This window comes from Vibrio sp. SCSIO 43137, from assembly GCF_028201475.1.
Classification (GTDB): domain Bacteria; phylum Pseudomonadota; class Gammaproteobacteria; order Enterobacterales; family Vibrionaceae; genus Vibrio.
Window position 1 is genome coordinate 2,873,607 of sequence record NZ_CP116383.1, and the last position, 19,307, is coordinate 2,892,913.

The following is a 19,307-nucleotide window of genomic DNA, read 5'->3' on the forward strand; positions in this document are numbered from 1 at the left end:
ATTCGGAGTTCACCTTTGCAGATTTATCTTGTTGGCGGAGCAGTCAGAGACCGGCTGCTTCACCTGCCCGTTTACGATAATGACTGGGTCGTTGTAGGTAGCAACGCTGAAAAAATGCTGTCAGAAGGATATCTGCCGGTAGGCAAAGAGTTTCCCGTATTCCTCCATCCGAAAACCAAAGAAGAGCATGCGCTGGCCAGAACTGAGCGTAAAACCGGTACAGGCTACAAAGGCTTTGAGTGCTTTTTCTCAGAAGCGGTGACACTTGAAGAAGATCTGCTGAGGCGCGATCTGACCATCAATGCCATGGCGATGGATGATAAAGGAAATATTATCGACCCGTACGGTGGCCGGCAGGATATTGAAAAACAGATCCTTCGCCATGTTTCTCCTGCTTTTGAGGAAGATCCTTTAAGGGTTCTCAGGGTAGCAAGATTTGCAGCTAAACTGGCGCATCTCGGTTTTACCGTGGCCGATGAAACCATTGAACTGATGAAAAAGATCAGCCAGTCAGGCGAACTGGGTCACCTGACTCAGGAGAGAGTCTGGCAGGAGTGGCATAAGTCGCTGCAAACCGCCAGCCCACAAGTGTTCCTCTCCGTATTACGGCAGTGCGGCGCGTTAAAAGTCGTTCTGCCTGAGCTGGACTCCCTGTTCGGAGTGCCACAGACAGAAAAATGGCATCCTGAGATTGATACCGGAATCCATACCCTGATGGTGGCAGAGCAGGCTGCCCGCCTTAGTACCTCTCCCCATGTACGGTTTGCCTCTCAGGTTCACGATCTGGGCAAAGGTGTCACACCGCAGCAGGAGTGGCCAAGTCATAAAATGCACGGTCATACCGGCTTAGGGCTGATTAAAGCCCTGTGTGAAAGAGTCAGAATACCTAATGACTACAAAGAGCTCGCTCTGGCCGTTTGTGCCCAGCACTCCAATATCCACCGAGCTGGCGAACTCAGACCGGGGACATTCCTTAAGATCTTTAATCAACTCGATGTGTGGCGCAAACCGGAAAAGCTAAAGCATGTATTGCTCTGCTGTGAGGCTGACCACAGAGGCAGAAAAGGTCATGAAGAGAAAAGTTATCCGCAAAAAGAACGCTTTCTGACCGCCTATAACGCGGCACTTTCCGTTCAGGTACAAGATGTAATTGCCGATGGTTTTCAGGGAAAAGCGATTAAAGAGGAGCTGGATCGCCGTAAAACAGCGGCTATTCAAAGTGCGTTAAATTAAGGCTTTTGCCAGAAAATAGCCTGCAACTATACAGGTATAAAAACATGCAGATAAGCAGGCTATTTTTTCTATTTCTTTTCCGGGCTACAGAGCAAGCTTCCCTTTTTGCCAGCAGACTTATGAGCAAACTCCGGCTTCTCTCCCTCAAGATAACGGGCGGGAAGAGGCATCACCATTAGCTGGTACGGGTCGCTGCTCTCGTCACTGGCGGAGTTTACCGGATCAATCACTACTACCTTTAAACTTGGATCGAGCCTTTGAATTTCAGCACCCATCGCCAGACCGCCTTCAGTATGAAACTTACCGCCGACAAACATTACTTTGGCGTCTGGTGATTGTTTTAACGCCTTAACAATACTTTCCGCCATAGTGGCATCCCGCGAAATTTGAGCTGCAAACAGTCTTTCAACCATTTCATCAGAACCGTGCTGCATGGCCTTGGTAAACTTATCTTTATAAGCGCTTTTTCCGGTATCTACTTTTGCGGCCACATGGCTACGCTGCTCAGGCTTAAGGCGCTCCAGAAAACCAATTCCCTCTTTACTGATACAGCGGACAATATCGGCAGGCGCATTAGCGGCAATCACATCAATACCGGCGCTCTTGGCATACTCCACCAGCGGGCGGTAATCGCTCTCATAACTCGACCATGCTTTACCTTTTTTAACTAAAGTTTGCTCGCCTATTTTGTCGTTAAGATAATCGTCCATTACCGGCTGGATATCTCTTGAGAACTGCTCCATCGCCAGAATCAACGGATAACCCCGACTATGGAGTTGGTGTAAAAGATCGGTCTGAAACTTATGCACGCCAGCATGGCTATGCCACTCACCAACCAAAATGACATCTGCGTCAGAAAGCTTCTGACTCAGGTGATAAACAGATAAACGCTGGCCATCCTGATAAAGCTGATAGCTATAAAAGGTATTTAAATCTCCCCGCCACTGCTGCTGGGTTTCACTACAAGCCATTAGCAACAGAGAGAGAAGAGCTAAACTCAATATTCGCATCATAAACCGGCCACCTTGTTACTCCATCTCGGACTTATTAAATATAACGGTCGAACAGTACAAAATACAATAAAGGGAGCATTTCGCTCCCTTTCGTAATAAAACTAAACCGCAGAGTTAACCCAGTGCCAGTAAAGCAAATAAGCCAAAACCCAATATCAACCGGTAAATAACAAAGGGGGTCATACCCATTCTTGAGATCAGCTTAAGGAAGAAGTGGATACAGATATAAGCACTGATAAAGGAGGTCACTATACCCGTTGCCAGCATACCCACATGAACCGGCTCACCACTGGTTACCAGTTTTAACCCCAGATAACTACCGGCGAGGGTAATCACTGGAATAGACATCAGGAATGAGAAACGCGCTGCTGCTTCACGGCTAAAGCCGAGGTAAAGGGCGGCAGTAATGGTGGCACCTGAGCGGGAGGTTCCCGGAATCATTGCCAGCGCCTGAGCGATACCGATAAACAGCGACTTTTTCCAGTCAGCACTGTACTCATCATCGGTAAAGCGGCCATGCTTATCCACCCACCAAAGCAACAAGGCGAACACCACAGTGGTAGTGGCTATCACCCATGCACTTCTCAGATAGAGCTCAATAAAGTCCTTCATAAACAGCCCGCACAAACCGGCAGGAATGGTAGCAAGAATGATCATCCACGCCAGCTTGGCTTCTTTACTGCGCTCACCTTTAAACATAGAGCCCAGCCAGGATGAGAGCAGGGTAATCACTTCGCTACGGAAATAGATAATTACCGCCGTCAGGGTACCGACATGCACAGCAACATCAAAGGCAAGCCCCTGATCTTCCCAGCCAAGGATCACTGAAGGCAAAATAAGATGAGCAGAGCTGGAAATAGGTAAAAACTCTGTCAGCCCCTGAATAAGGGCCAGCATAAAGGCTTCAAAATATGTCATTTAAAATCCATCAAACGGAAAATCTACTTTAGTCAGGGAGTGATCACAGTCCATCTTCAGCCATAACTCTTTTACTGTGCGCCCGTCAGCGGGAACAGTCAGGTCAGGACAGAGTTCATACAGGGGCTGAATCACAAACGGGTACTTATAAATATCGTCCCGAGGTACCTGAGGTGAAGCAGCCGAAACTTGTTCACCAAACAGGATTATATCCAGATCCAGAGTGCGATCCTGATATTTTTTTGCATCCTCTTCCCGGCCGTAAGCAAACTCAATCTGACGAAGGGCAGATGAAAACTGTTGCAAAGTCATTGAGGTAGACAACTGCACGACAAAATTAAAGAAGGGAGCACTGTCAAAGTCTACTGAAGCGCAATCATACACTGCGGAGACGCGTAACTCCTCTCCCAGCTTAGCAAGCTCAGTTACCGCCTTGCGGGCATGATACTCCCGCTCAACATTACTGCCGACTCCGACAAAAGCGACGGTCATCGCTCGCCTCTTTCAATCACAACACCAACACCACGTGCCTGAGGAACCGCACCCGGCTTAGTTAAACGAACCTTAATCCATGGCACAGAAAAACGCTGCATAATCAGGCTGGCGATCTCTTCTGCGACTCTTTCTACCAACAGAAAACGGCCATTTTCGATATGATCCAGCACCGCCTGACTTACCTTGGCGTAGTCTAAGGCAAGTTCAACATCGTCACTGTTTCCGGCCGGAGCATTGTCGTGTGCCATCTCGATATCTAATACCAGCTTCTGCTTGATTTCCTGTTCCCAGTCGTAAACACCGATAGTGGTGATCACTTCCAGTTGTTCAATAAATACAATATCTAACGCCATGATTTTTCTCTGATTTATTCTAATGAATAGTTAGAATTTATTGTTAAGACACACAATGTTCGGAGTGCCACGAGTATATACAAATAAAATGTTCGAACGAAGCAAAATAGTAGAGCAAAGTCACCTTACCGGCCGCTACTCTGGGGTAACATGCAAAAGGTCAACAGGTCGGATACCAAAAACGACAAAAAAGACGTATCCTTTTTAATCAAAACGAACATAACGCAAAAACTTACCCGGAATTTTTATGACACCTTTAGCACTGAGCATGATCATCTTTGCCTACCTTCTGGGTTCGATCTCCAGTGCCATCTTGATCTGCCGCTTACTAGGCCTTCCGGATCCAAGAGAGTCCGGCTCCAACAATCCCGGCGCCACTAATGTACACCGAATCGGCGGAAAATGGTCAGCCTTAGCGGTACTTCTTTGCGATATGTTAAAAGGCACTATCCCTGTCTGGGGAAGCTATTACCTGAATATTGAACTGTTAATGCTTGGCTTTATCGGTATCGCGGCCTGTCTCGGCCATATATACCCTATCTTTTTCCACTTCAGGGGCGGTAAAGGCGTAGCAACCGCCATCGGCGCTATTGCCCCCATCGGCTGGGGTTTAACCGGGTTACTGGCCGTTACCTGGATTGTTGCCGCAATCTTTACCCGTTACTCTTCACTGGCCGCGATTATCACGGCACTGATTGCGCCGTTTTATGCCTGGATATTTAAACCCTTATATACCTTGCCGGTCGCTATGCTCTGCTGCCTGATTCTGTTCCGCCATCATGAAAACATCCGCCGCCTTCTGGACGGAACAGAACCTAAAATCGGCACAAGTCGGCAATAAAAACTGTTTCTTCTCGTTACCACGCTCCCGCGTGGTAATGCATACCAGACCTTAACAAAAAGCATCAAACTGATTATTTTCGGTGAAAGGTTTAGCCTCGATATGTGTTCCCACGAGAATCATGGGAACAAGAGATATTAAAGGATAGTTCCAGAGAGCAGCTAAGCTCTTTTACTCACTCTCTATTGGAGAAAGCTGATCAATCGGCCATCTTGGCTGAGCTTTTACCGACAGATCCGAGACTTCACCATTCTTAAGGCGCTGCATACCTGCATAGGCGATCATGGCGCCATTATCGGTACAGAACTCCGTTCTCGGATAATAAACTTCACCGCCGACCTTCTTCGCCAGCGCTTCAAGATCCGCTCTTAGCTGTTTATTAGCACTGACACCACCGGCAATCACAATACGCTTCATTCCTGTCTGCTCAAGGGCACGCTTACATTTAATAGCCAGTGTGGCACAAACTGCTTCCTGAAAGGCATAAGCGATATCTGCGCGGGTCTGGTCACTATTATCATTAGCAGCAATAGTATTAGCAGCAAAAGTCTTCAGGCCGGAAAAGCTCATATCCAGCCCCGGTCTGTCTGTCATTGGTCTCGGGAATTTAAAGCGACCCGGTGTACCTTTCTCCGCTAAACGGGAAAGTAGCGGTCCGCCCGGATAATCCAGCCCCATCAGCTTCGCCGTTTTATCAAAGGCCTCACCGGCAGCATCATCGATAGACTCACCAAGGATCTGATATTCACCAATGCCTTTTACTTCAACAATCATACTGTGGCCACCGGAAACCAGCAGCGCCACAAAAGGAAACGGCGGCGGGTTATCTTCCAGCATAGGTGCCAGCAGGTGACCTTCCATATGGTGAACAGGCACCGCAGGTACGTTCCACGCATAAGCAAGGCTGCGGCCGATAGTAGCCCCCACTAACAATGCACCGACAAGGCCGGGACCGGCCGTATAGGCGATACCATCAATATCTTTTTCTGTCAGCCCGCTATCTTTCAGAGCCTCTTTAATAAGAGGGATGGTTTTCTTAACGTGATCCCGTGAAGCCAGCTCAGGCACAACGCCGCCGTAATCAGCATGCAGTTTTACCTGACTGTAAAGTTGATGAGAAAGAAGGCCTTTTTCATCATCATAAATCGCTACGCCTGTCTCGTCGCAGGACGTTTCTATACCTAAAATGCGCATACTTTTCCCGGCATCTTCTATGTTGGAAATAAAATTTGCCGCAATATTACCTAATCAAACAAAATTTGACCACGATAAAGCTTTACAAAGGTGCACATCTCGGATTAAAATTCCGCACCATTTTTGATCAAGCTGGTTAATTGTCGGTCATTACGATTTAGACACAGCAGAACCAGCGTTAACGAATAACCCCTGAGGTGAAAGGCATATGCCAGTAGTTAAAGTACGTGAAAACGAACCGTTCGACGTTGCACTACGTCGTTTCAAGCGCTCTTGCGAAAAAGCAGGTATCCTATCTGAAGTACGTCGTCGCGAGCACTATGAAAAACCAACTACAGTTCGCAAACGCGCTAAAGCAGCAGCTCAAAAGCGTCACGCTAAGAAGCTTGCTCGCGAAAACGCACGTCGCGTTCGCCTGTACTAATAACTAACTCCGTTAAGGAAGCTAGTTATGGCTCTTATTGACCAACTCAAAGAAGAGCAAAAAGTAGCGATGAAAGCCAAGGACAAACCGCGCCTTGGCACTATTCGTTTAGCCCTTTCAGCCATTAAGCAACGTGAAGTTGACGAGCAGATCACTCTGAGCGATGACGACATTATTGCTGTGCTGACTAAAATGGTTAAACAACGTCGCGATTCTGTCGCTCAATTTGAAAAAGCAGATCGCCAAGATCTGGCAGATGTTGAGAAAGCTGAAATTGCCGTACTTGAGGACTTTATGCCTCAACCACTGACCGACGGAGAAGTAACAGCACTGATTGAAGCTGCTATTGCTGATTCAGGTGCAGCGGGCATGCAAGACATGGGTAAGGTAATGGGCGTTCTTAAACCACAGATTCAAGGGCGTGCAGATATGGGTAAAGTGAGCGGTTTAGTTCGCGCTAAACTCGCATAAACTTAGCTCAAAAAATTTCAGCAAGCCGTGCTATCCTTTGGAATGCGCGGCTTGTTTGTATTCGCTCCACTCGCTTTTTAATTACAGAGTTCAGGATTTATGGCAGGACTTATTCCACGAAATTTTATAGACGACCTACTTGCCAGAGTAGATATCGTCGATATTGTGGATGCCAGAGTAAAACTGAAAAAAGCAGGCAAAAACTACAGTGCCTGTTGCCCGTTCCATAACGAGAAAACCCCCTCCTTTTCTGTCAGTCAGGAAAAACAGTTTTATCACTGCTTTGGATGTGGTGTGCATGGTAACGCCATCGACTTTGTTATGGAGTTCGACAATCTGGATTTTGTTGAATCTATTGAAGAGCTGGCCAACGGCTTAGGGCTGGATGTACCAAGAGAGCAGCGCAGCGGAGAAGTCAGCAGCGCACCGAGAGCCAACAGCGAAGAAAAACGCAGCCTGTACGATTTAATGGGCAGCATTTCTCAGTTCTACGCATCACAGTTAAAAGTTTCTGCCAGTACACCCGCGATTGATTACCTGAAACAGCGCGGCCTTTCCGGCGAGATAGTAAAGAAATTCGGCATAGGTTACGTGGCAGACGAGTGGGACTCCATTCGTAAAAACTTCGGCCAGAAAAATCAGGCGCAGGAGATGCTGGTGACTGCCGGCATGCTGATTGAAAACGATCAGGGCAACCGCTACGACCGTTTCCGCGGCCGGGTAATGTTCCCTATTCGTGACCGTCGCGGACGCGTTATCGGCTTTGGCGGCCGTATAATCGGCGACGGTACCCCTAAATACCTCAACTCACCAGAAACCCCTATCTTCCATAAAGGTAAAGAGCTTTACGGTTTATATGAGGTTCTACAGGCGCACCGCGAGCCGGAACAGGTACTGGTGGTTGAAGGCTATATGGATGTGGTAGCGCTGGCGCAATACGGCGTTGATTACTCAGTTGCTTCATTGGGTACCTCTACCACGGGTGACCATCTGCAGATGCTATTCCGCCAGACCAGTACCGTAGTGTGCTGTTACGACGGTGACCGCGCAGGACGCGAAGCGGCGTGGCGTGCTTTGGAAAATGCACTGGGTTACCTGAAAAGCGGCAACATACTTAAATTCCTGTTCCTTCCGGACGGCGAAGATCCGGACAGCTATATCCGTAAACACGGCAAAGAAGCGTTCGAACAGCAAGTCAGAGATGCCAAACCACTGTCAGAATATCTGTTCAGTAACCTGACGGAACAAGTGCAGGTTGGCAGTAATGAGGGCAAAGCGGCCCTTGAAGCCCTTGCTGATCCTCTGATCAGAAAGATTCCTGACGGACACTTGCAGGCTCAGCTGTTTAAAATGCTGGGGCAGCGCACGGGTAATTTTCTGGAACATAAAGTCAGCGCAAAAAGAGCCGTTAAACAGAATGCATCAGCACCAAAGAAAATCGCTAAAACGCCGATGCGGGTGGTAATAGCCTTGCTAATGCAGAACCCTGAATACAGTAAATTTGTTCCTGATTTAACAGATGTTCGCGAAATTGAAATTCCGGGTCTAAGTTTATTACATGATGTGCTTGATAAATGTCTAACTTATCCCCATATCAACACAGGCCAATTAATCGAGCATTGGCGAGACACACAAAATGAGGCGCTGTTATCTCGCCTTGCGAGCTGGGAAATACCGCTCGAAGATGACAATCAAGAAGATATATTTTTAGACTCACTGGACAATATTCTTGCCCAGTGCGTAGAAAAGCAAATAGAAAACCTGCAGGCTAAAGCAAGAAGTATCGGTTTATCAACCGAGGAGAAACGGGAGCTGCAAGCGTTAATGCTTGATTTGAAAGCGTAACCCATATTGATTAGTCAGTTAGTTTAAAATTTGTTATAATTGGCGGTTTGCGTTTCGCATACTTACACCATCACTCAGACCTGAAGTTGGGTATCGTCTATGGATCAAAATCCGCAGTCACAGCTAAAGTTACTTGTAATAAAAGGCAAGGAACAAGGCTATCTGACCTACGCCGAAGTAAATGACCACCTGCCAGCAGAAATCGTAGATTCCGAGCAGGTAGAAGACATCATTCAAATGATCAACGACATGGGCATCAAAGTCGTTGAAACTGCACCAGATGCAGACGAGATGTCACTAAATGATGACAATGTCATCACAGATGAAGACGCAGCTGAAGCTGCCGCTGCTGCACTATCAAGTGTAGAAAATGAGATAGGTCGTACTACCGACCCGGTGCGTATGTATATGCGCGAAATGGGTACCGTAGAGCTACTTACTCGTGAAGGCGAGATCGATATCGCTAAACGCATTGAAGACGGTATTAACCAGGTTCAATGCTCTGTTGCTGAATACCCGGGCACAATCTCTTATATTCTTGAGCAGTTTGACAAAGTTCAGGCAGAAGAGCTCAGACTGACCGACCTTATTTCCGGTTTCGTTGACCCAAATGACGACGGTTCAGCAGCGCCAACAGCAACACACATCGGTTCAGAACTTGCCGAGCAGGATCTGGAAGATGAAGACGATGAAGATGCTGACGACGAGGACGAAGAAGAGGAAGATGCAGGTATTGATCCGGAGCTGGCTCTGGAGAAATTTACCGAGCTTCGTAACTCTTACCAGAACATGCAACTGGCAATCAATGAGCACGGCCGTGAAAGCGCCGCTACCTCAGAAGCCAAAGAGACTCTTCTGGAAGTGTTCCGTGAGTTCCGTCTGATCCCTAAACAGTTTGATTACCTGGTAAATGAGCTGCGTACTTCTATGGATCGCGTACGTACACAAGAGCGTCTGATTATGCGCCAGTGTGTTGAGTACGGCAAAATGCCTAAGAAGACCTTCGTTCAAACCTTTACCGGTAACGAATCGTCTGAAGCCTGGCTTGATGAAGCACTGGCCTCTGACAAACCTTATGCAGAGAAGATCAAACGTAACGAAGATGATATCCGCCGTAGCATTCAAAAACTGGCTGCTATCGAGAAAGAGACATCACTTCCGGTACAGAGCATTAAAGACATCAGCCGTCGCATGTCTATTGGTGAAGCGAAAGCACGCCGCGCCAAGAAAGAGATGGTTGAAGCAAACTTACGTCTGGTTATTTCGATCGCTAAGAAATACACCAACCGTGGCCTGCAGTTCCTTGACCTGATTCAGGAAGGTAATATCGGCCTGATGAAAGCGGTAGATAAGTTTGAATATCGCCGTGGTTATAAGTTCTCAACTTATGCGACATGGTGGATCCGTCAGGCTATTACTCGCTCAATTGCTGACCAAGCACGTACTATCCGTATTCCGGTACACATGATCGAAACCATCAACAAACTGAACCGTATCTCACGTCAGATGCTTCAGGAGATGGGTCGTGAACCACTACCGGAAGAGCTGGCAGAGCGTATGCAGATGCCAGAAGATAAGATCCGTAAAGTACTGAAGATCGCCAAAGAGCCAATCTCTATGGAGACACCAATTGGTGACGACGAAGATTCGCATCTGGGTGACTTTATCGAGGATACCACGCTGGAACTACCACTGGACTCTGCCACTTCAGGCAGCCTGAAAGTAGCAACTAAAGATGTTCTTGCCGGCTTAACACCTCGTGAAGCAAAAGTACTGCGTATGCGTTTCGGTATCGATATGAACACTGACCACACTCTGGAAGAGGTTGGTAAGCAGTTCGACGTAACCCGTGAACGTATCCGTCAGATCGAAGCAAAAGCACTGCGTAAACTACGTCACCCAAGCCGCTCAGAGACCCTGCGTAGCTTCCTTGACGAGTAAGCAAAAGCTTTAAAAAAGCCGACATGATTAAAAGGTGAGCAAATGCTCACCTTTTTTGTATCAATTGGTTTAAGTGAATAAAAACTAAGCGCAAATACCCTGCTAAGTCCCTAGACAGCACAGAGTACATCCCCTATAATTCTCCCCCATTGGCCCCTTAGCTCAGTGGTTAGAGCAGTCGACTCATAATCGATTGGTCCGCAGTTCAAGTCTGCGAGGGGCCACCACTTTCTTGTGGTAAAGAATTAGAAAGCCTGATGAGGAAACTCGTCAGGCTTTTTTCGTATTGGCCTGTCCATATCCGGTCCGTAGTGACGTCCGGTAAGCCCTAATCCATTAGCACCGCCGAAGTTCCTGAGATAGTAACCACGGGACAGGAAACACCAATACGCATCGATATACCCCATCAGAACCTTCTCTGGTCTACAGAACCGTAATCGTGCTCAGAACATGCCACTCAACATCAGTACCAAACCTCAGAAAAACTTCCCGCAGGAACCAACAAAAATATAACCAACATTCCGTTCCATTAGGTCCAGTTATTAATATTAATTAGATATGGATACCTAGCTCAGTGAGATATTGACCACCCATGATCCCAAAGCTAATCGAACTAGCAGGATAGGAACAGATAGCATTAGATTAAGACCAGTTGCCAAGGACGGTAACTGGTCGCTTCCATCAAAAGCAAAGTAATAGGGTTCTCTAGTGGTAGCCGTATCACCCGTCAGAACCTTCGGAAACATCAGGGGAAGATATTCATACTGGAATCGTAGATACCACTGCGACAGGCGTTCTCAGGACGAGTCTAGTATGAACCGTAGCACTGAGTTGGCTAGCTAGAATCTCTCCGTGTACTCCTCGACGACGACGACGGCAATAGACCTAAAATCACAGCCAAAGACCGGACTAGGACAGGAACGACGACGCCGACAGCGAAATTGCGGTGATGATTGTATCTCTAGTGCTAGGTAGGGTGATACTTGATGGGATATTGCTAGGTCAATCTAGTGCGACTGACCCAGCGATCTAGGATTTTAAGTTGGGTTGGTGGGTTCGTTAGGTTAGCTCCTGATGAACTTCATAAACTTATCACGCTCTACCTCTCTCATTCCCATATTGCCTACTGGAATTTTTCCTTCAACAGCATTTATCACATCGTCAATCATCTCGCCTTTAAAAGCTCCACATAGTTCAATAAGTTCAATACCTTGCTCTATCAGCTTTTTAGCTTCTTCGCATGCCATATCAATGTTTTCTACACAGATTATCGTTGTTGAAAACGCTCCTGAATCTAATGTTGAAAGTTGAGCCGGTTTATAGCCTTCACCTATCATCAAGAAAGCATATTTAGTTAATTTCATTATTTTATCCTTTTAATTAGGCTTAATCGTAAAGTGTTAATATCCATTAAATAGTCGCGGCCCGTTATTTTTATCTACTACAGACCAAAGGCCGACGACTCCATTGCCTGTAAAGTTGTTGTTTTCGCTATCTTTAAACCAATAATACAGCGGCAAAGAATCGTAAGTAAGTTGAAGTGCTTTAAGGTCTGAGTTGTATACCCCACCAAAAAGAGAATTTTTAGAATGAAGCTCTGAGAGTTGTTCGATTGTGGTAATAGCGGCAGGCCATCGAGCTAGGCATGATCCTAAAGGTAATTCATCTTTTTTAGAGGTACATTGTGGAGATGACTTGTGACTGGAATCGTCAATTTTGAATGTATAAAGGGCGAGATTATTGTCACTAGATACAAGGAGTTCGTGCCCATTGTGTTGAACAAACTCCACATCTTGTGTATTCCAAAACAAGTTAGGTTCTTCTACTGAATCACTAGCCAGACAGCTTGTGGAGGCTAAAAATGCTGCAAAAAAGTATTTGTATCTCATCATTTCTCCTTAAATTTCCTACTTAACAAAACTTTAAATTATCCAACTGGAAAATAATGATAGGTAACACGCATTTATAAAACTTATTCAAGTTTCGAACATGTGTATTTGATCTTGGTTAATTCCTAGTCTGAAAGAGTGTGATGTCATAGAGCGAAGCTAACTACAAATGAGAAATATTATGAAAAAAAGAGCATTGTTGATCTTGTTTAGCATTTTGATGAGCACATCGGTTATGGCAGAGAACCTAAACATTTCTGGTGATACCTTTCGATGTATTCAAGAAATGACCCCTGTGAAACACTTTTTTATAGACAATTTACACGGTGATATTGAAGCCACACGTAAAGTTGCATTATCAGAAAGTGGGGGCGTATATCCGGAAGGCTCTGTTGTTCAATTAGTTCCTACAGAAGTCATGGTAAAAAGGGAGAAAGGTTTTAGTCCCGCAACAAAAGATTGGGAGTTCATTGAACTCGATGTATCAAAAGAGGGTTCGGAGATTAGAGCTCGCGGGTTTGCCGAAGTTGTAAACAGATTTGGTGGGAACTGCTTCGCTTGCCATGTAAGAGCAAAACCTCAATTTGACATGATCTGCGAAAAAGATCATGGTTGTGACCCAATCCGGCTTAATGATGAGATGATAGTTGCTTTACAAAAAACTGATCCACGATGTGAGTCTATTCCTCTATCAGAGGCAGAAAAGGTCGCTCTCGAAAAACTACAAGTGATACTGAATGTAGTGGCAGAATAAACCCGAACACCGTTTTAAGTGGTAGCATTACACTTAACAATGAGGTGTTTAATGACAACGAAGAAACGTCGGTCTTTCAGCCGGGAATTCAAACATGATGCTGCTAGCTTAGTAGTTGACCAAGGGTATAGCTGTTCAGAAGCAGGAAGAGCTGTTGATGTGCACGAAAACACCATTCGTAAATGGGTGCAGCAGTTAGAATCTGAACGAGGAGGAAACACTCCGAGTTCGAAAGCAATGACCCCAGAGCAACAACGAATCCAAGAGCTTGAAGCCAGAGTGAATCGTCTTGAAAGAGAAAAGGCGATTCTAAAAAAGGCTACAACAGCTCTCTTAATGTCCGACGACCTGAAATCCACTCGCTGATAGACCGGTTAAGGGAGCATGAGTCTACAGAATTGGTTTGTTCAGCGTTAGGAGTTGGTGTTAGCAGCTTTTACGAACGGAAAAGGCGACGCCATGCCATAACAACTAAACGTCGCATTCTCCGGGCAAGAGTAAAACGCTTATTTGATAAAAGCCGAGGTTCTGCTGGTACTCGTATCATTGTTTCCATGCTTCGGGATGAAGATATTAAGATTGGCCGCTTTAAAGTAGCTAACTTAATGAAAGAACAAGGGTTAATTAGCAGGCAACCGGGTAAGCACTCTTATAAAACTGCCAATGTAGAGCGTCCTGATATCCCGAACCTTCTCGACCGTCAGTTTGATGTGAAGGCTCGAAATAAAGTCTGGTGTGGCGATATTACTTACATCTGGACAGGCTCAGCGTGGCACTATGCCGCTGTTGTGGTTGACTTGTACAAGCGTCGAGTAATTGGATGGGCTATGTCACCAAGGCCAGATGCAGAACTGGCTGTCAGAGCTTTAACAATGGCATACGAAGTACGTGGTGAACCTAAGGGTGTCATGTTCCACAGCGACCAAGGTTCTCAATATGGGGCCCGAAAGTTCAGACAGCGCCTCTGGCGTTATCAAATGAATCAGAGCATGAGTCGTCGCGGAAACTGTTGGGATACTGGGATTAGAATTTAAATACAGACTGTTTGTACTGACCCGTGCTGGGATTGACTGAAATGTCTTTGTGTTGACCTGTCGTACAAAGAGTCTGTTTAATTCTATCGACTCAGTTGTGACCTAATAGGAGCTTTGTATTGCACCTCCAGTGTCCAGTCCTACTGAGCGATTCACACAGGAGAGTGGCTCAAATGAACAGTAATGATCCCCGCTATAGTTTGTATCTGGGTGTAGATACCCACCTAGAGCTTCATGTCGCAACACTTATCAATGAGCTTGGGCAAGTTGTTAAGAGTAAAGCATTCAGTGCCAATCTTTCAGGTTATCGCGAACTCTTCGCATGGTGTAAATCTTATGGGTTCCTCCAAAAAGCAGGTATCGAAGGTACAGGAAGCTATGGCGCTGAACTGACAAAATTTCTACTCAAGAACGATATTGATGTATATGAGGTTATGCGGCCAAATCGAATGGAAAGGCGGCTGAAAGGGAAAACAGATGGTATAGACTCAGAGAATGCCGCCAGAAGCGTGTTATCTGGTGAAGCAAAAGTGATTCCTAAAAGCCATTCAGGGCCCGTTGAATCACTGCGAAGTCTATTGATGACTCGTAATAGTGCTGTTAAAGCAAGGACTCAGGCAATGAATCAAATTCGAGCACTTCTTGTATCAGGCCCTGACGAGCTAAAGCAGTCCCTTTATCTACCAAAGCCAGGAGCGTGCGTAATTGCGTGCTTGGCCCGATGTTCAAATAGTAGTGAACCATTGATGATTTCACTTGCACTGTTGGCCCAACGCTGGAATTTTCTAAATGACCAAGTAAAAACACTTGATAAGGCATTAAAAAAGTTAACTTTGAACACGGCCCAGAGTCTTGTATCAAGATTTGGTGTCGGCGCAAATGTGGCAGCCACACTTCTGGTTGCTGCTGGAGATAATGCTAACCGACTAAAGAAGGAATCGTCATTTGCTGCATTATGTGGTGTAAATCCAATTCCTGCTTCATCAGGTAAAACTACTCGTCATAGACTAAATCGCGGAGGCTGTCGAAGTGCTAATAACGCACTCTGGACTGTAGCCATGGTAAGAATGCGAAGTGATCCGAGAACGAAAGACTATGTTTCACGAAGAACGGCTGAAGGATTATCAACCAAAGAAATAACTCGTAACTTAAAGCGTTATATAGCGAGAGAGCTATTTCCTATAATTCTGAAAGATCTAGCGAGATTGGCTTGACATAGGAGCGTCAATAGTCCAATGGAGAGAGTGTTCAGAAGCCTGAAATCAGAGTAGATACCTTCGACAGGTTATCGCTCACCAAGTGAGGCAAAACGCGATGTTGGTTACTTCCTAATGAATTACTATAACTGGGAGCGGCCGCATCAATTTAATAACGGGCTACCACCTGCCAAAGCTGAAGAATTAGCTAAAACAGTGTCCGGGTTTTATTGACCACTACATGCTGAACACACATTTCCTGCTATTGAAAAGTGCACCATCAGTATTGGCATTGCCGAAGTTAAAGAACAAGATAAAACGGACGATATTTTTGTCCGGGCCGACAAAGCCTTATACACATCAAAGGAAGAAGGCAAAAACACGATCACCTGCTTACCGTTTTAATTCATTTACTGATTCATTCGCTAATCTTATAACAAAACAACCGGTATAAGCCGGAAGGTAAAGTGTGTCACTAAAAACACATTTTTATAGACATCAGCCTCAATAGCTTCTAAATTAATTGTATTAACTATTTGAAATTAATTAGTTTATCAAGTTTATATCGCATTTATTGAATACAACTTTTCTTAGTTACCTACAAGCCGGATATTGATAGCACAGGTAGACTTCCTTAAATGAAGGTTATGAAAAAGATTATTTTAGCGACATTGCTGGCTCTAAGTTCTTCCCTTCTTTTTGCCAAGGAGCTGACTTTTTTTACCGAAGAAAGTCCCCCTTTTCAGGTATTTAGTCGTAATGATAACGGCCATTGCGTTAGTGGTATTTCAGTTGAAATCTTAAAGCTCGCATTGAAAGAAACGCCCTATACAGCAAAAATCAAACTCTTACCCTGGGCCAGAGCCGTTAACCAGCTTGAACAGACACCGGATTCATTTCTGTTTTCCATGGTCCGCACCAAAGAGCGGGAAAAAAAATATATCTGGGTAGCCCCCTTATTTCCCTTTGAGATCCACTTATGGGCATTAAAGGAAAACACCCACATTAATATCAACCATCTAGACGATTTAAAGCAATACCGAGTTGGTGTTATTAATAAGAACATAGAACAGGATTATTTTCGTTCGCTTAGGTTGGAAGAAAATCTTGAAGCTAGCTATAGCCCTATTAACCTTATCCATAAAATATTCAGAAAAAGAGTCGATATTATTCCTGCTAATGAGCATATCCTGAACTACCAACTCAACAATGAGCCAGACCTTAAAGCTTATGATTACAAAGATTTACAGCAGGTTAAGGTTATAGATAATTTTTTCAGCGAGGCTTATCTGGTCGCCAATAAAAACACCTCACCCGACATTGTGAAACACCTTAAGCAAGCTCTGGAAAAAATAGCTCAGACACCCCAGTATCAACGCATTTTGCAGAACCAATATTAATGAGCAGCAAAAACCATAGGAAGATCCATTTCCCCTTGGTTTTTGTTTGCTTAGTTTTTTTATTTGTTTAGCTTGTTCAGTTTTGATTAGTTGCTTTCGTGAGCACTAAAATGGTAGTGAACATCAACAATGGCGCGATACTGAATATCACCACGTGAGTCCGCAAATTCTTCTACAACAACTTTTGAGTCATTAATCTCAATGTCATCTACCATTGAGTAAGACCATGTAGAAAGTGTCTTGCTTAGCTGACGCTCATTCATAGCCAGCAAAGATTCCGTTAAGTCAAAGCCTGCATCATAAGCCATAGCTTTAGTTTGGTATGTACCCGCTACAATTTTCTCATTTTTGTCAATATCCACTGTAGACGCAAAAACAGATGTAGAAACAAGTAAACCAGCAGCAATAGTCATTAGCGTTTTCATATCATATACCTTCTTGATTAATTTAAGATAATTTGTAAGACCGAGGATAATTAGTCGTTTTCAACTGTATTGAAGTGGTAATCAACATCTACAACGGCACGATATTTAACTTCACCACGTACGCGGGCAAACTCTTCAATTTTGACTTCAGTCTGATCAACAACAATGTCGCTCACTGAGTCATTAGAGAATAGAGGCAGCGCCTTACTAAGGTCGCTCTGATTCATTGAAGCAAAGTTATCAGAGATATCGAAACCAGCATTCAATGCGTCAGCTTTTGTCTGATATTCAGCCGAGAACACTTTTGCATCGCGGTGTAATGTCACGTCAGACGCGAAAGCAGAAGTAGTCAGTAGCAGGCCGGCAGCAACAGTCATTAGTTTTTTCATAATCATTTACCTTCTCATAAATTTATTGGCTTATTTGAGCGTTTTTCCGGAAGTCTCCGTCGCTCTGTGGAATGTATTATTATATTGCACATCCGTATAATAAATAGTGTTTTTACCCATTCATTAGTGCCAAAACAGCACCAATAACTTAGTGAAAGTCACAGAGTACCGGGAAGAAAACAAATAAATAACCAATAATCAACCACATACAAAAAAGTGACAACCATCACTTAATTCCACAAAATCACCAATGTTAAGTAAGAAAAAACTAAATTAATTTTACTGAACGTTTGAAAGAGACTTAATTTCTTAGCCGGTTACATTGAAAAATGCATTAAAGAGTGGTGGTCATGAAAATGTGGCAAGGGAAAGCGTCCCCGGAGAAAAGAGATAATAAAGGTAAGCAGCCAGACTAAGGCGACCTATTTTTTGGCTTTAAAGGTTAGAATTAATTTACATTGCTCAGAACTGTTCCCAGACTGGCGGAGTACCAATGACTTCTTGCACTGTATCGATAAAGTTTTTTACAAGAGGAGGCTGGTTGCGGTGCGGGTATAACGCATAAAGTCCGCCCTCATACGCAATATGATAGTCGGGTAACAGATTAACCAAGCCCAACTCTTCAATACTTCGGTCCAACATTAACTGACTGACAACGGCATACCCCAGTCCTGCCCGTACACCTTTTAGCAGTATCTCTGCTTCGTTTGAAATATAGCGCTCTTTTTTGGTCAGGTTATAAGGGCGTCCATCATCGCTATTGGGTATCAACTGTATTTTATTGGCTGTAAAAACCCCGTTTGAATAAACTACCGCCGGCAGCTCTGCCAGTTGCTCTGGTGTCGCAGGGTATCCATACTTGGCGATAAATGTATCTGAAGCCAGCAGTACCAAGCCGTGATCAGCTAACTTTCTGGCAATCAGGTTGGAATCTGCAGGCTGTCCCAGTCTAAATACCAGATCAAAACGCTCACCAATGATATCCACTTTTCTGTCATCCAGAAAAAGTTCAATAGTCACTTTCGGATACTTTTCTAAAAATATTTCCGCTGCTTTCTGCAGGTAATTTCGGCCAAACTGAGTAGAGGCAGAGACACGGATATGACCTTTAGGTTCAGTGTGAAAAGTATCCGCCAATTGGCGTGTCTCATCTAACAACATCCGGACTTTTTCTGCCTGCTTTACAATCTCTCCGCCAGCATTGGTAAGGGAGAGGGAACGGGTAGAACGATTCAATAACCTAAGCCCCAGTGACTCCTCAAGCTTCTTGATCTGTTTAGAGAGGACGGATCGATCTATACCTCTTGCATCAGCTGCTTTAGCAAACGATCCATGCTCTGCTACCTCTAATAACATTTCCAGCCTTGTTGCCAGATCCATACTTTATCCATATTTATCGACTATCTAAGGGCAAATTATAAAACAGTTTTACCGGTAACAATCTCTTCAGGCTTTACTAAATCAGTTTGCATCTTCACTTATTTAGCTTAAC

At 44.8% G+C, this 19,307-nt stretch carries 21 protein-coding genes, 1 tRNA gene and 2 pseudogenes; 13 read left to right on the plus strand and 11 right to left on the minus strand.

The window, feature by feature from the left end:
- Window positions 1-15: 15 nt before the first annotated feature.
- Window positions 16-1,233 (plus strand): multifunctional CCA addition/repair protein, encoded by a 1,218-nt coding sequence (locus PK654_RS13425; protein ID WP_271696267.1) that lies wholly within the window; start codon window positions 16-18, stop codon window positions 1,231-1,233.
- A gap of 68 nt (window positions 1,234-1,301) precedes the next feature.
- Here PK654_RS13425 and PK654_RS13430 read toward each other — a convergent pair whose 3' ends face one another.
- The 4 genes from PK654_RS13430 to folB form a co-directional block, all read right to left on the minus strand.
- Window positions 1,302-2,243, minus strand: a complete 942-nt coding sequence (locus tag PK654_RS13430) for a ChaN family lipoprotein (protein WP_443088750.1) — start codon at window positions 2,241-2,243, stop codon at window positions 1,302-1,304.
- 117 nt (window positions 2,244-2,360) lie between these two features.
- A complete protein-coding gene (locus tag PK654_RS13435) occupies window positions 2,361-3,164 on the minus strand; it encodes an undecaprenyl-diphosphate phosphatase (RefSeq protein ID WP_271696269.1) in 804 nt (267 codons plus the stop codon).
- A complete protein-coding gene (folK, locus tag PK654_RS13440; RefSeq protein WP_271696270.1) occupies window positions 3,165-3,656 on the minus strand; it encodes a 2-amino-4-hydroxy-6-hydroxymethyldihydropteridine diphosphokinase in 492 nt (163 codons plus the stop codon). It abuts the gene before it with no gap.
- Complete coding sequence (folB, locus tag PK654_RS13445) at window positions 3,653-4,012, minus strand: dihydroneopterin aldolase (RefSeq protein ID WP_271696272.1); 360 nt, start codon at window positions 4,010-4,012, stop codon at window positions 3,653-3,655. Before folB ends, folK begins: the two co-directional genes overlap by 4 nt.
- A gap of 247 nt (window positions 4,013-4,259) precedes the next feature.
- Between folB and plsY the strand changes: the two genes are divergently transcribed.
- Window positions 4,260-4,853, plus strand: coding sequence for a glycerol-3-phosphate 1-O-acyltransferase PlsY (gene plsY, locus PK654_RS13450; protein WP_271696273.1), 594 nt, complete (start codon window positions 4,260-4,262; stop codon window positions 4,851-4,853).
- Window positions 4,854-5,024: 171 nt separating this feature from the next.
- Here the strand turns inward: plsY and tsaD are convergent, their stop codons facing one another.
- A complete protein-coding gene (gene tsaD / locus PK654_RS13455) occupies window positions 5,025-6,047 on the minus strand; it encodes a tRNA (adenosine(37)-N6)-threonylcarbamoyltransferase complex transferase subunit TsaD (protein ID WP_271696274.1) in 1,023 nt (340 codons plus the stop codon).
- Window positions 6,048-6,255: 208 nt separating this feature from the next.
- On the opposite strand from tsaD, the gene rpsU reads away from it, so the two are divergent.
- The 5 genes from rpsU to PK654_RS13480 all read left to right on the plus strand — a co-directional run bounded on the left by rpsU (window position 6,256) and on the right by PK654_RS13480 (window position 10,955).
- Window positions 6,256-6,471, plus strand: coding sequence for a 30S ribosomal protein S21 (rpsU, locus tag PK654_RS13460; RefSeq protein WP_001145625.1), 216 nt, complete (start codon window positions 6,256-6,258; stop codon window positions 6,469-6,471).
- Between the two features lie 27 nt (window positions 6,472-6,498).
- The gene (locus PK654_RS13465) at window positions 6,499-6,942 is read left to right on the plus strand and encodes a GatB/YqeY domain-containing protein (protein WP_271696371.1); all 444 of its coding nucleotides are present in this window, start codon (window positions 6,499-6,501) and stop codon (window positions 6,940-6,942) included.
- Between the two features lie 99 nt (window positions 6,943-7,041).
- The gene (dnaG, locus tag PK654_RS13470) at window positions 7,042-8,787 is read left to right on the plus strand and encodes a DNA primase (RefSeq protein WP_271696372.1); all 1,746 of its coding nucleotides are present in this window, start codon (window positions 7,042-7,044) and stop codon (window positions 8,785-8,787) included.
- A gap of 99 nt (window positions 8,788-8,886) precedes the next feature.
- Window positions 8,887-10,728: an RNA polymerase sigma factor RpoD gene (gene rpoD, locus PK654_RS13475; protein WP_271696373.1), complete on the plus strand. Its 1,842-nt coding sequence runs from the start codon at window positions 8,887-8,889 to the stop codon at window positions 10,726-10,728.
- 151 nt (window positions 10,729-10,879) lie between these two features.
- Window positions 10,880-10,955 (plus strand) — tRNA-Ile (locus PK654_RS13480).
- 18 nt (window positions 10,956-10,973) lie between these two features.
- Here the strand turns inward: PK654_RS13480 and PK654_RS13485 are convergent.
- The 3 genes from PK654_RS13485 to PK654_RS13495 form a co-directional block, all read right to left on the minus strand.
- Complete coding sequence (locus PK654_RS13485) at window positions 10,974-11,135, minus strand: hypothetical protein (protein WP_271696374.1); 162 nt, start codon at window positions 11,133-11,135, stop codon at window positions 10,974-10,976.
- Window positions 11,136-11,792: 657 nt separating this feature from the next.
- Window positions 11,793-12,092 (minus strand): DUF6506 family protein, encoded by a 300-nt coding sequence (locus PK654_RS13490; protein WP_271696375.1) that lies wholly within the window; start codon window positions 12,090-12,092, stop codon window positions 11,793-11,795.
- 36 nt (window positions 12,093-12,128) lie between these two features.
- Window positions 12,129-12,617 carry a hypothetical protein gene (locus tag PK654_RS13495; protein WP_271696376.1) on the minus strand — a complete coding sequence of 163 codons (489 nt, stop codon included), beginning with the start codon at window positions 12,615-12,617 and terminating at the stop codon, window positions 12,129-12,131.
- 181 nt (window positions 12,618-12,798) lie between these two features.
- On the opposite strand from PK654_RS13495, the gene PK654_RS13500 reads away from it, so the two are divergent.
- The 6 genes and pseudogenes from PK654_RS13500 to PK654_RS13520 all read left to right on the plus strand — a co-directional run bounded on the left by PK654_RS13500 (window position 12,799) and on the right by PK654_RS13520 (window position 17,001).
- Window positions 12,799-13,371: a hypothetical protein gene (locus tag PK654_RS13500; RefSeq protein WP_271696377.1), complete on the plus strand. Its 573-nt coding sequence runs from the start codon at window positions 12,799-12,801 to the stop codon at window positions 13,369-13,371.
- Between the two features lie 51 nt (window positions 13,372-13,422).
- A pseudogene (locus PK654_RS13505) lies at window positions 13,423-14,387 on the plus strand (IS3 family transposase); the annotation flags it as partial.
- Between the two features lie 191 nt (window positions 14,388-14,578).
- The gene (locus tag PK654_RS13510; RefSeq protein WP_271696378.1) at window positions 14,579-15,619 is read left to right on the plus strand and encodes an IS110 family transposase; all 1,041 of its coding nucleotides are present in this window, start codon (window positions 14,579-14,581) and stop codon (window positions 15,617-15,619) included.
- A 12-nt stretch (window positions 15,620-15,631) separates the two neighbouring features.
- Window positions 15,632-15,835 (plus strand): annotated as a pseudogene (locus tag PK654_RS13515) (IS3 family transposase); the annotation flags it as partial.
- Between the two features lie 45 nt (window positions 15,836-15,880).
- Window positions 15,881-16,006 carry a diguanylate cyclase domain-containing protein gene (locus tag PK654_RS23035; protein ID WP_443088751.1) on the plus strand — a complete coding sequence of 42 codons (126 nt, stop codon included), beginning with the start codon at window positions 15,881-15,883 and terminating at the stop codon, window positions 16,004-16,006.
- Between the two features lie 242 nt (window positions 16,007-16,248).
- Window positions 16,249-17,001: a substrate-binding periplasmic protein gene (locus PK654_RS13520; protein WP_271696379.1), complete on the plus strand. Its 753-nt coding sequence runs from the start codon at window positions 16,249-16,251 to the stop codon at window positions 16,999-17,001.
- A gap of 86 nt (window positions 17,002-17,087) precedes the next feature.
- Here the strand turns inward: PK654_RS13520 and PK654_RS13525 are convergent, their stop codons facing one another.
- The 3 genes from PK654_RS13525 to PK654_RS13535 all read right to left on the minus strand — a co-directional run bounded on the left by PK654_RS13525 (window position 17,088) and on the right by PK654_RS13535 (window position 19,195).
- Window positions 17,088-17,426, minus strand: coding sequence for a DUF3316 domain-containing protein (locus tag PK654_RS13525; RefSeq protein ID WP_271696380.1), 339 nt, complete (start codon window positions 17,424-17,426; stop codon window positions 17,088-17,090).
- A 50-nt stretch (window positions 17,427-17,476) separates the two neighbouring features.
- Entirely contained in the window at window positions 17,477-17,815 is a 339-nt protein-coding gene (locus PK654_RS13530; protein WP_271696381.1) for a DUF3316 domain-containing protein, read from the minus strand.
- 462 nt (window positions 17,816-18,277) lie between these two features.
- Window positions 18,278-19,195, minus strand: a complete 918-nt coding sequence (locus PK654_RS13535) for a LysR family transcriptional regulator (protein ID WP_271696382.1) — start codon at window positions 19,193-19,195, stop codon at window positions 18,278-18,280.
- Between the last annotated feature and the right edge of the window lie 112 nt (window positions 19,196-19,307).

Coding starts and splice junctions, on each gene's coding strand:
- PK654_RS13430 (WP_443088750.1), bottom strand. CDS start 2,243: ATGCGAATATTGAGTTTAGCTCTTCTCTCTCTGTTGCTAATGGCTTGT.
- PK654_RS13435 (WP_271696269.1), bottom strand. CDS start 3,164: ATGACATATTTTGAAGCCTTTATGCTGGCCCTTATTCAGGGGCTGACA.
- folK (WP_271696270.1), bottom strand. CDS start 3,656: ATGACCGTCGCTTTTGTCGGAGTCGGCAGTAATGTTGAGCGGGAGTAT.
- folB (WP_271696272.1), bottom strand. CDS start 4,012: ATGGCGTTAGATATTGTATTTATTGAACAACTGGAAGTGATCACCACT.
- plsY (WP_271696273.1), top strand. CDS start 4,260: ATGACACCTTTAGCACTGAGCATGATCATCTTTGCCTACCTTCTGGGT.
- tsaD (WP_271696274.1), bottom strand. CDS start 6,047: ATGCGCATTTTAGGTATAGAAACGTCCTGCGACGAGACAGGCGTAGCG.
- rpsU (WP_001145625.1), top strand. CDS start 6,256: ATGCCAGTAGTTAAAGTACGTGAAAACGAACCGTTCGACGTTGCACTA.
- PK654_RS13465 (WP_271696371.1), top strand. CDS start 6,499: ATGGCTCTTATTGACCAACTCAAAGAAGAGCAAAAAGTAGCGATGAAA.
- dnaG (WP_271696372.1), top strand. CDS start 7,042: ATGGCAGGACTTATTCCACGAAATTTTATAGACGACCTACTTGCCAGA.
- rpoD (WP_271696373.1), top strand. CDS start 8,887: ATGGATCAAAATCCGCAGTCACAGCTAAAGTTACTTGTAATAAAAGGC.
- PK654_RS13485 (WP_271696374.1), bottom strand. CDS start 11,135: ATGGGGTATATCGATGCGTATTGGTGTTTCCTGTCCCGTGGTTACTAT.
- PK654_RS13490 (WP_271696375.1), bottom strand. CDS start 12,092: ATGAAATTAACTAAATATGCTTTCTTGATGATAGGTGAAGGCTATAAA.
- PK654_RS13495 (WP_271696376.1), bottom strand. CDS start 12,617: ATGAGATACAAATACTTTTTTGCAGCATTTTTAGCCTCCACAAGCTGT.
- PK654_RS13500 (WP_271696377.1), top strand. CDS start 12,799: ATGAAAAAAAGAGCATTGTTGATCTTGTTTAGCATTTTGATGAGCACA.
- PK654_RS13510 (WP_271696378.1), top strand. CDS start 14,579: ATGAACAGTAATGATCCCCGCTATAGTTTGTATCTGGGTGTAGATACC.
- PK654_RS13520 (WP_271696379.1), top strand. CDS start 16,249: ATGAAAAAGATTATTTTAGCGACATTGCTGGCTCTAAGTTCTTCCCTT.
- PK654_RS13525 (WP_271696380.1), bottom strand. CDS start 17,426: ATGAAAACGCTAATGACTATTGCTGCTGGTTTACTTGTTTCTACATCT.
- PK654_RS13530 (WP_271696381.1), bottom strand. CDS start 17,815: ATGAAAAAACTAATGACTGTTGCTGCCGGCCTGCTACTGACTACTTCT.
- PK654_RS13535 (WP_271696382.1), bottom strand. CDS start 19,195: ATGGATCTGGCAACAAGGCTGGAAATGTTATTAGAGGTAGCAGAGCAT.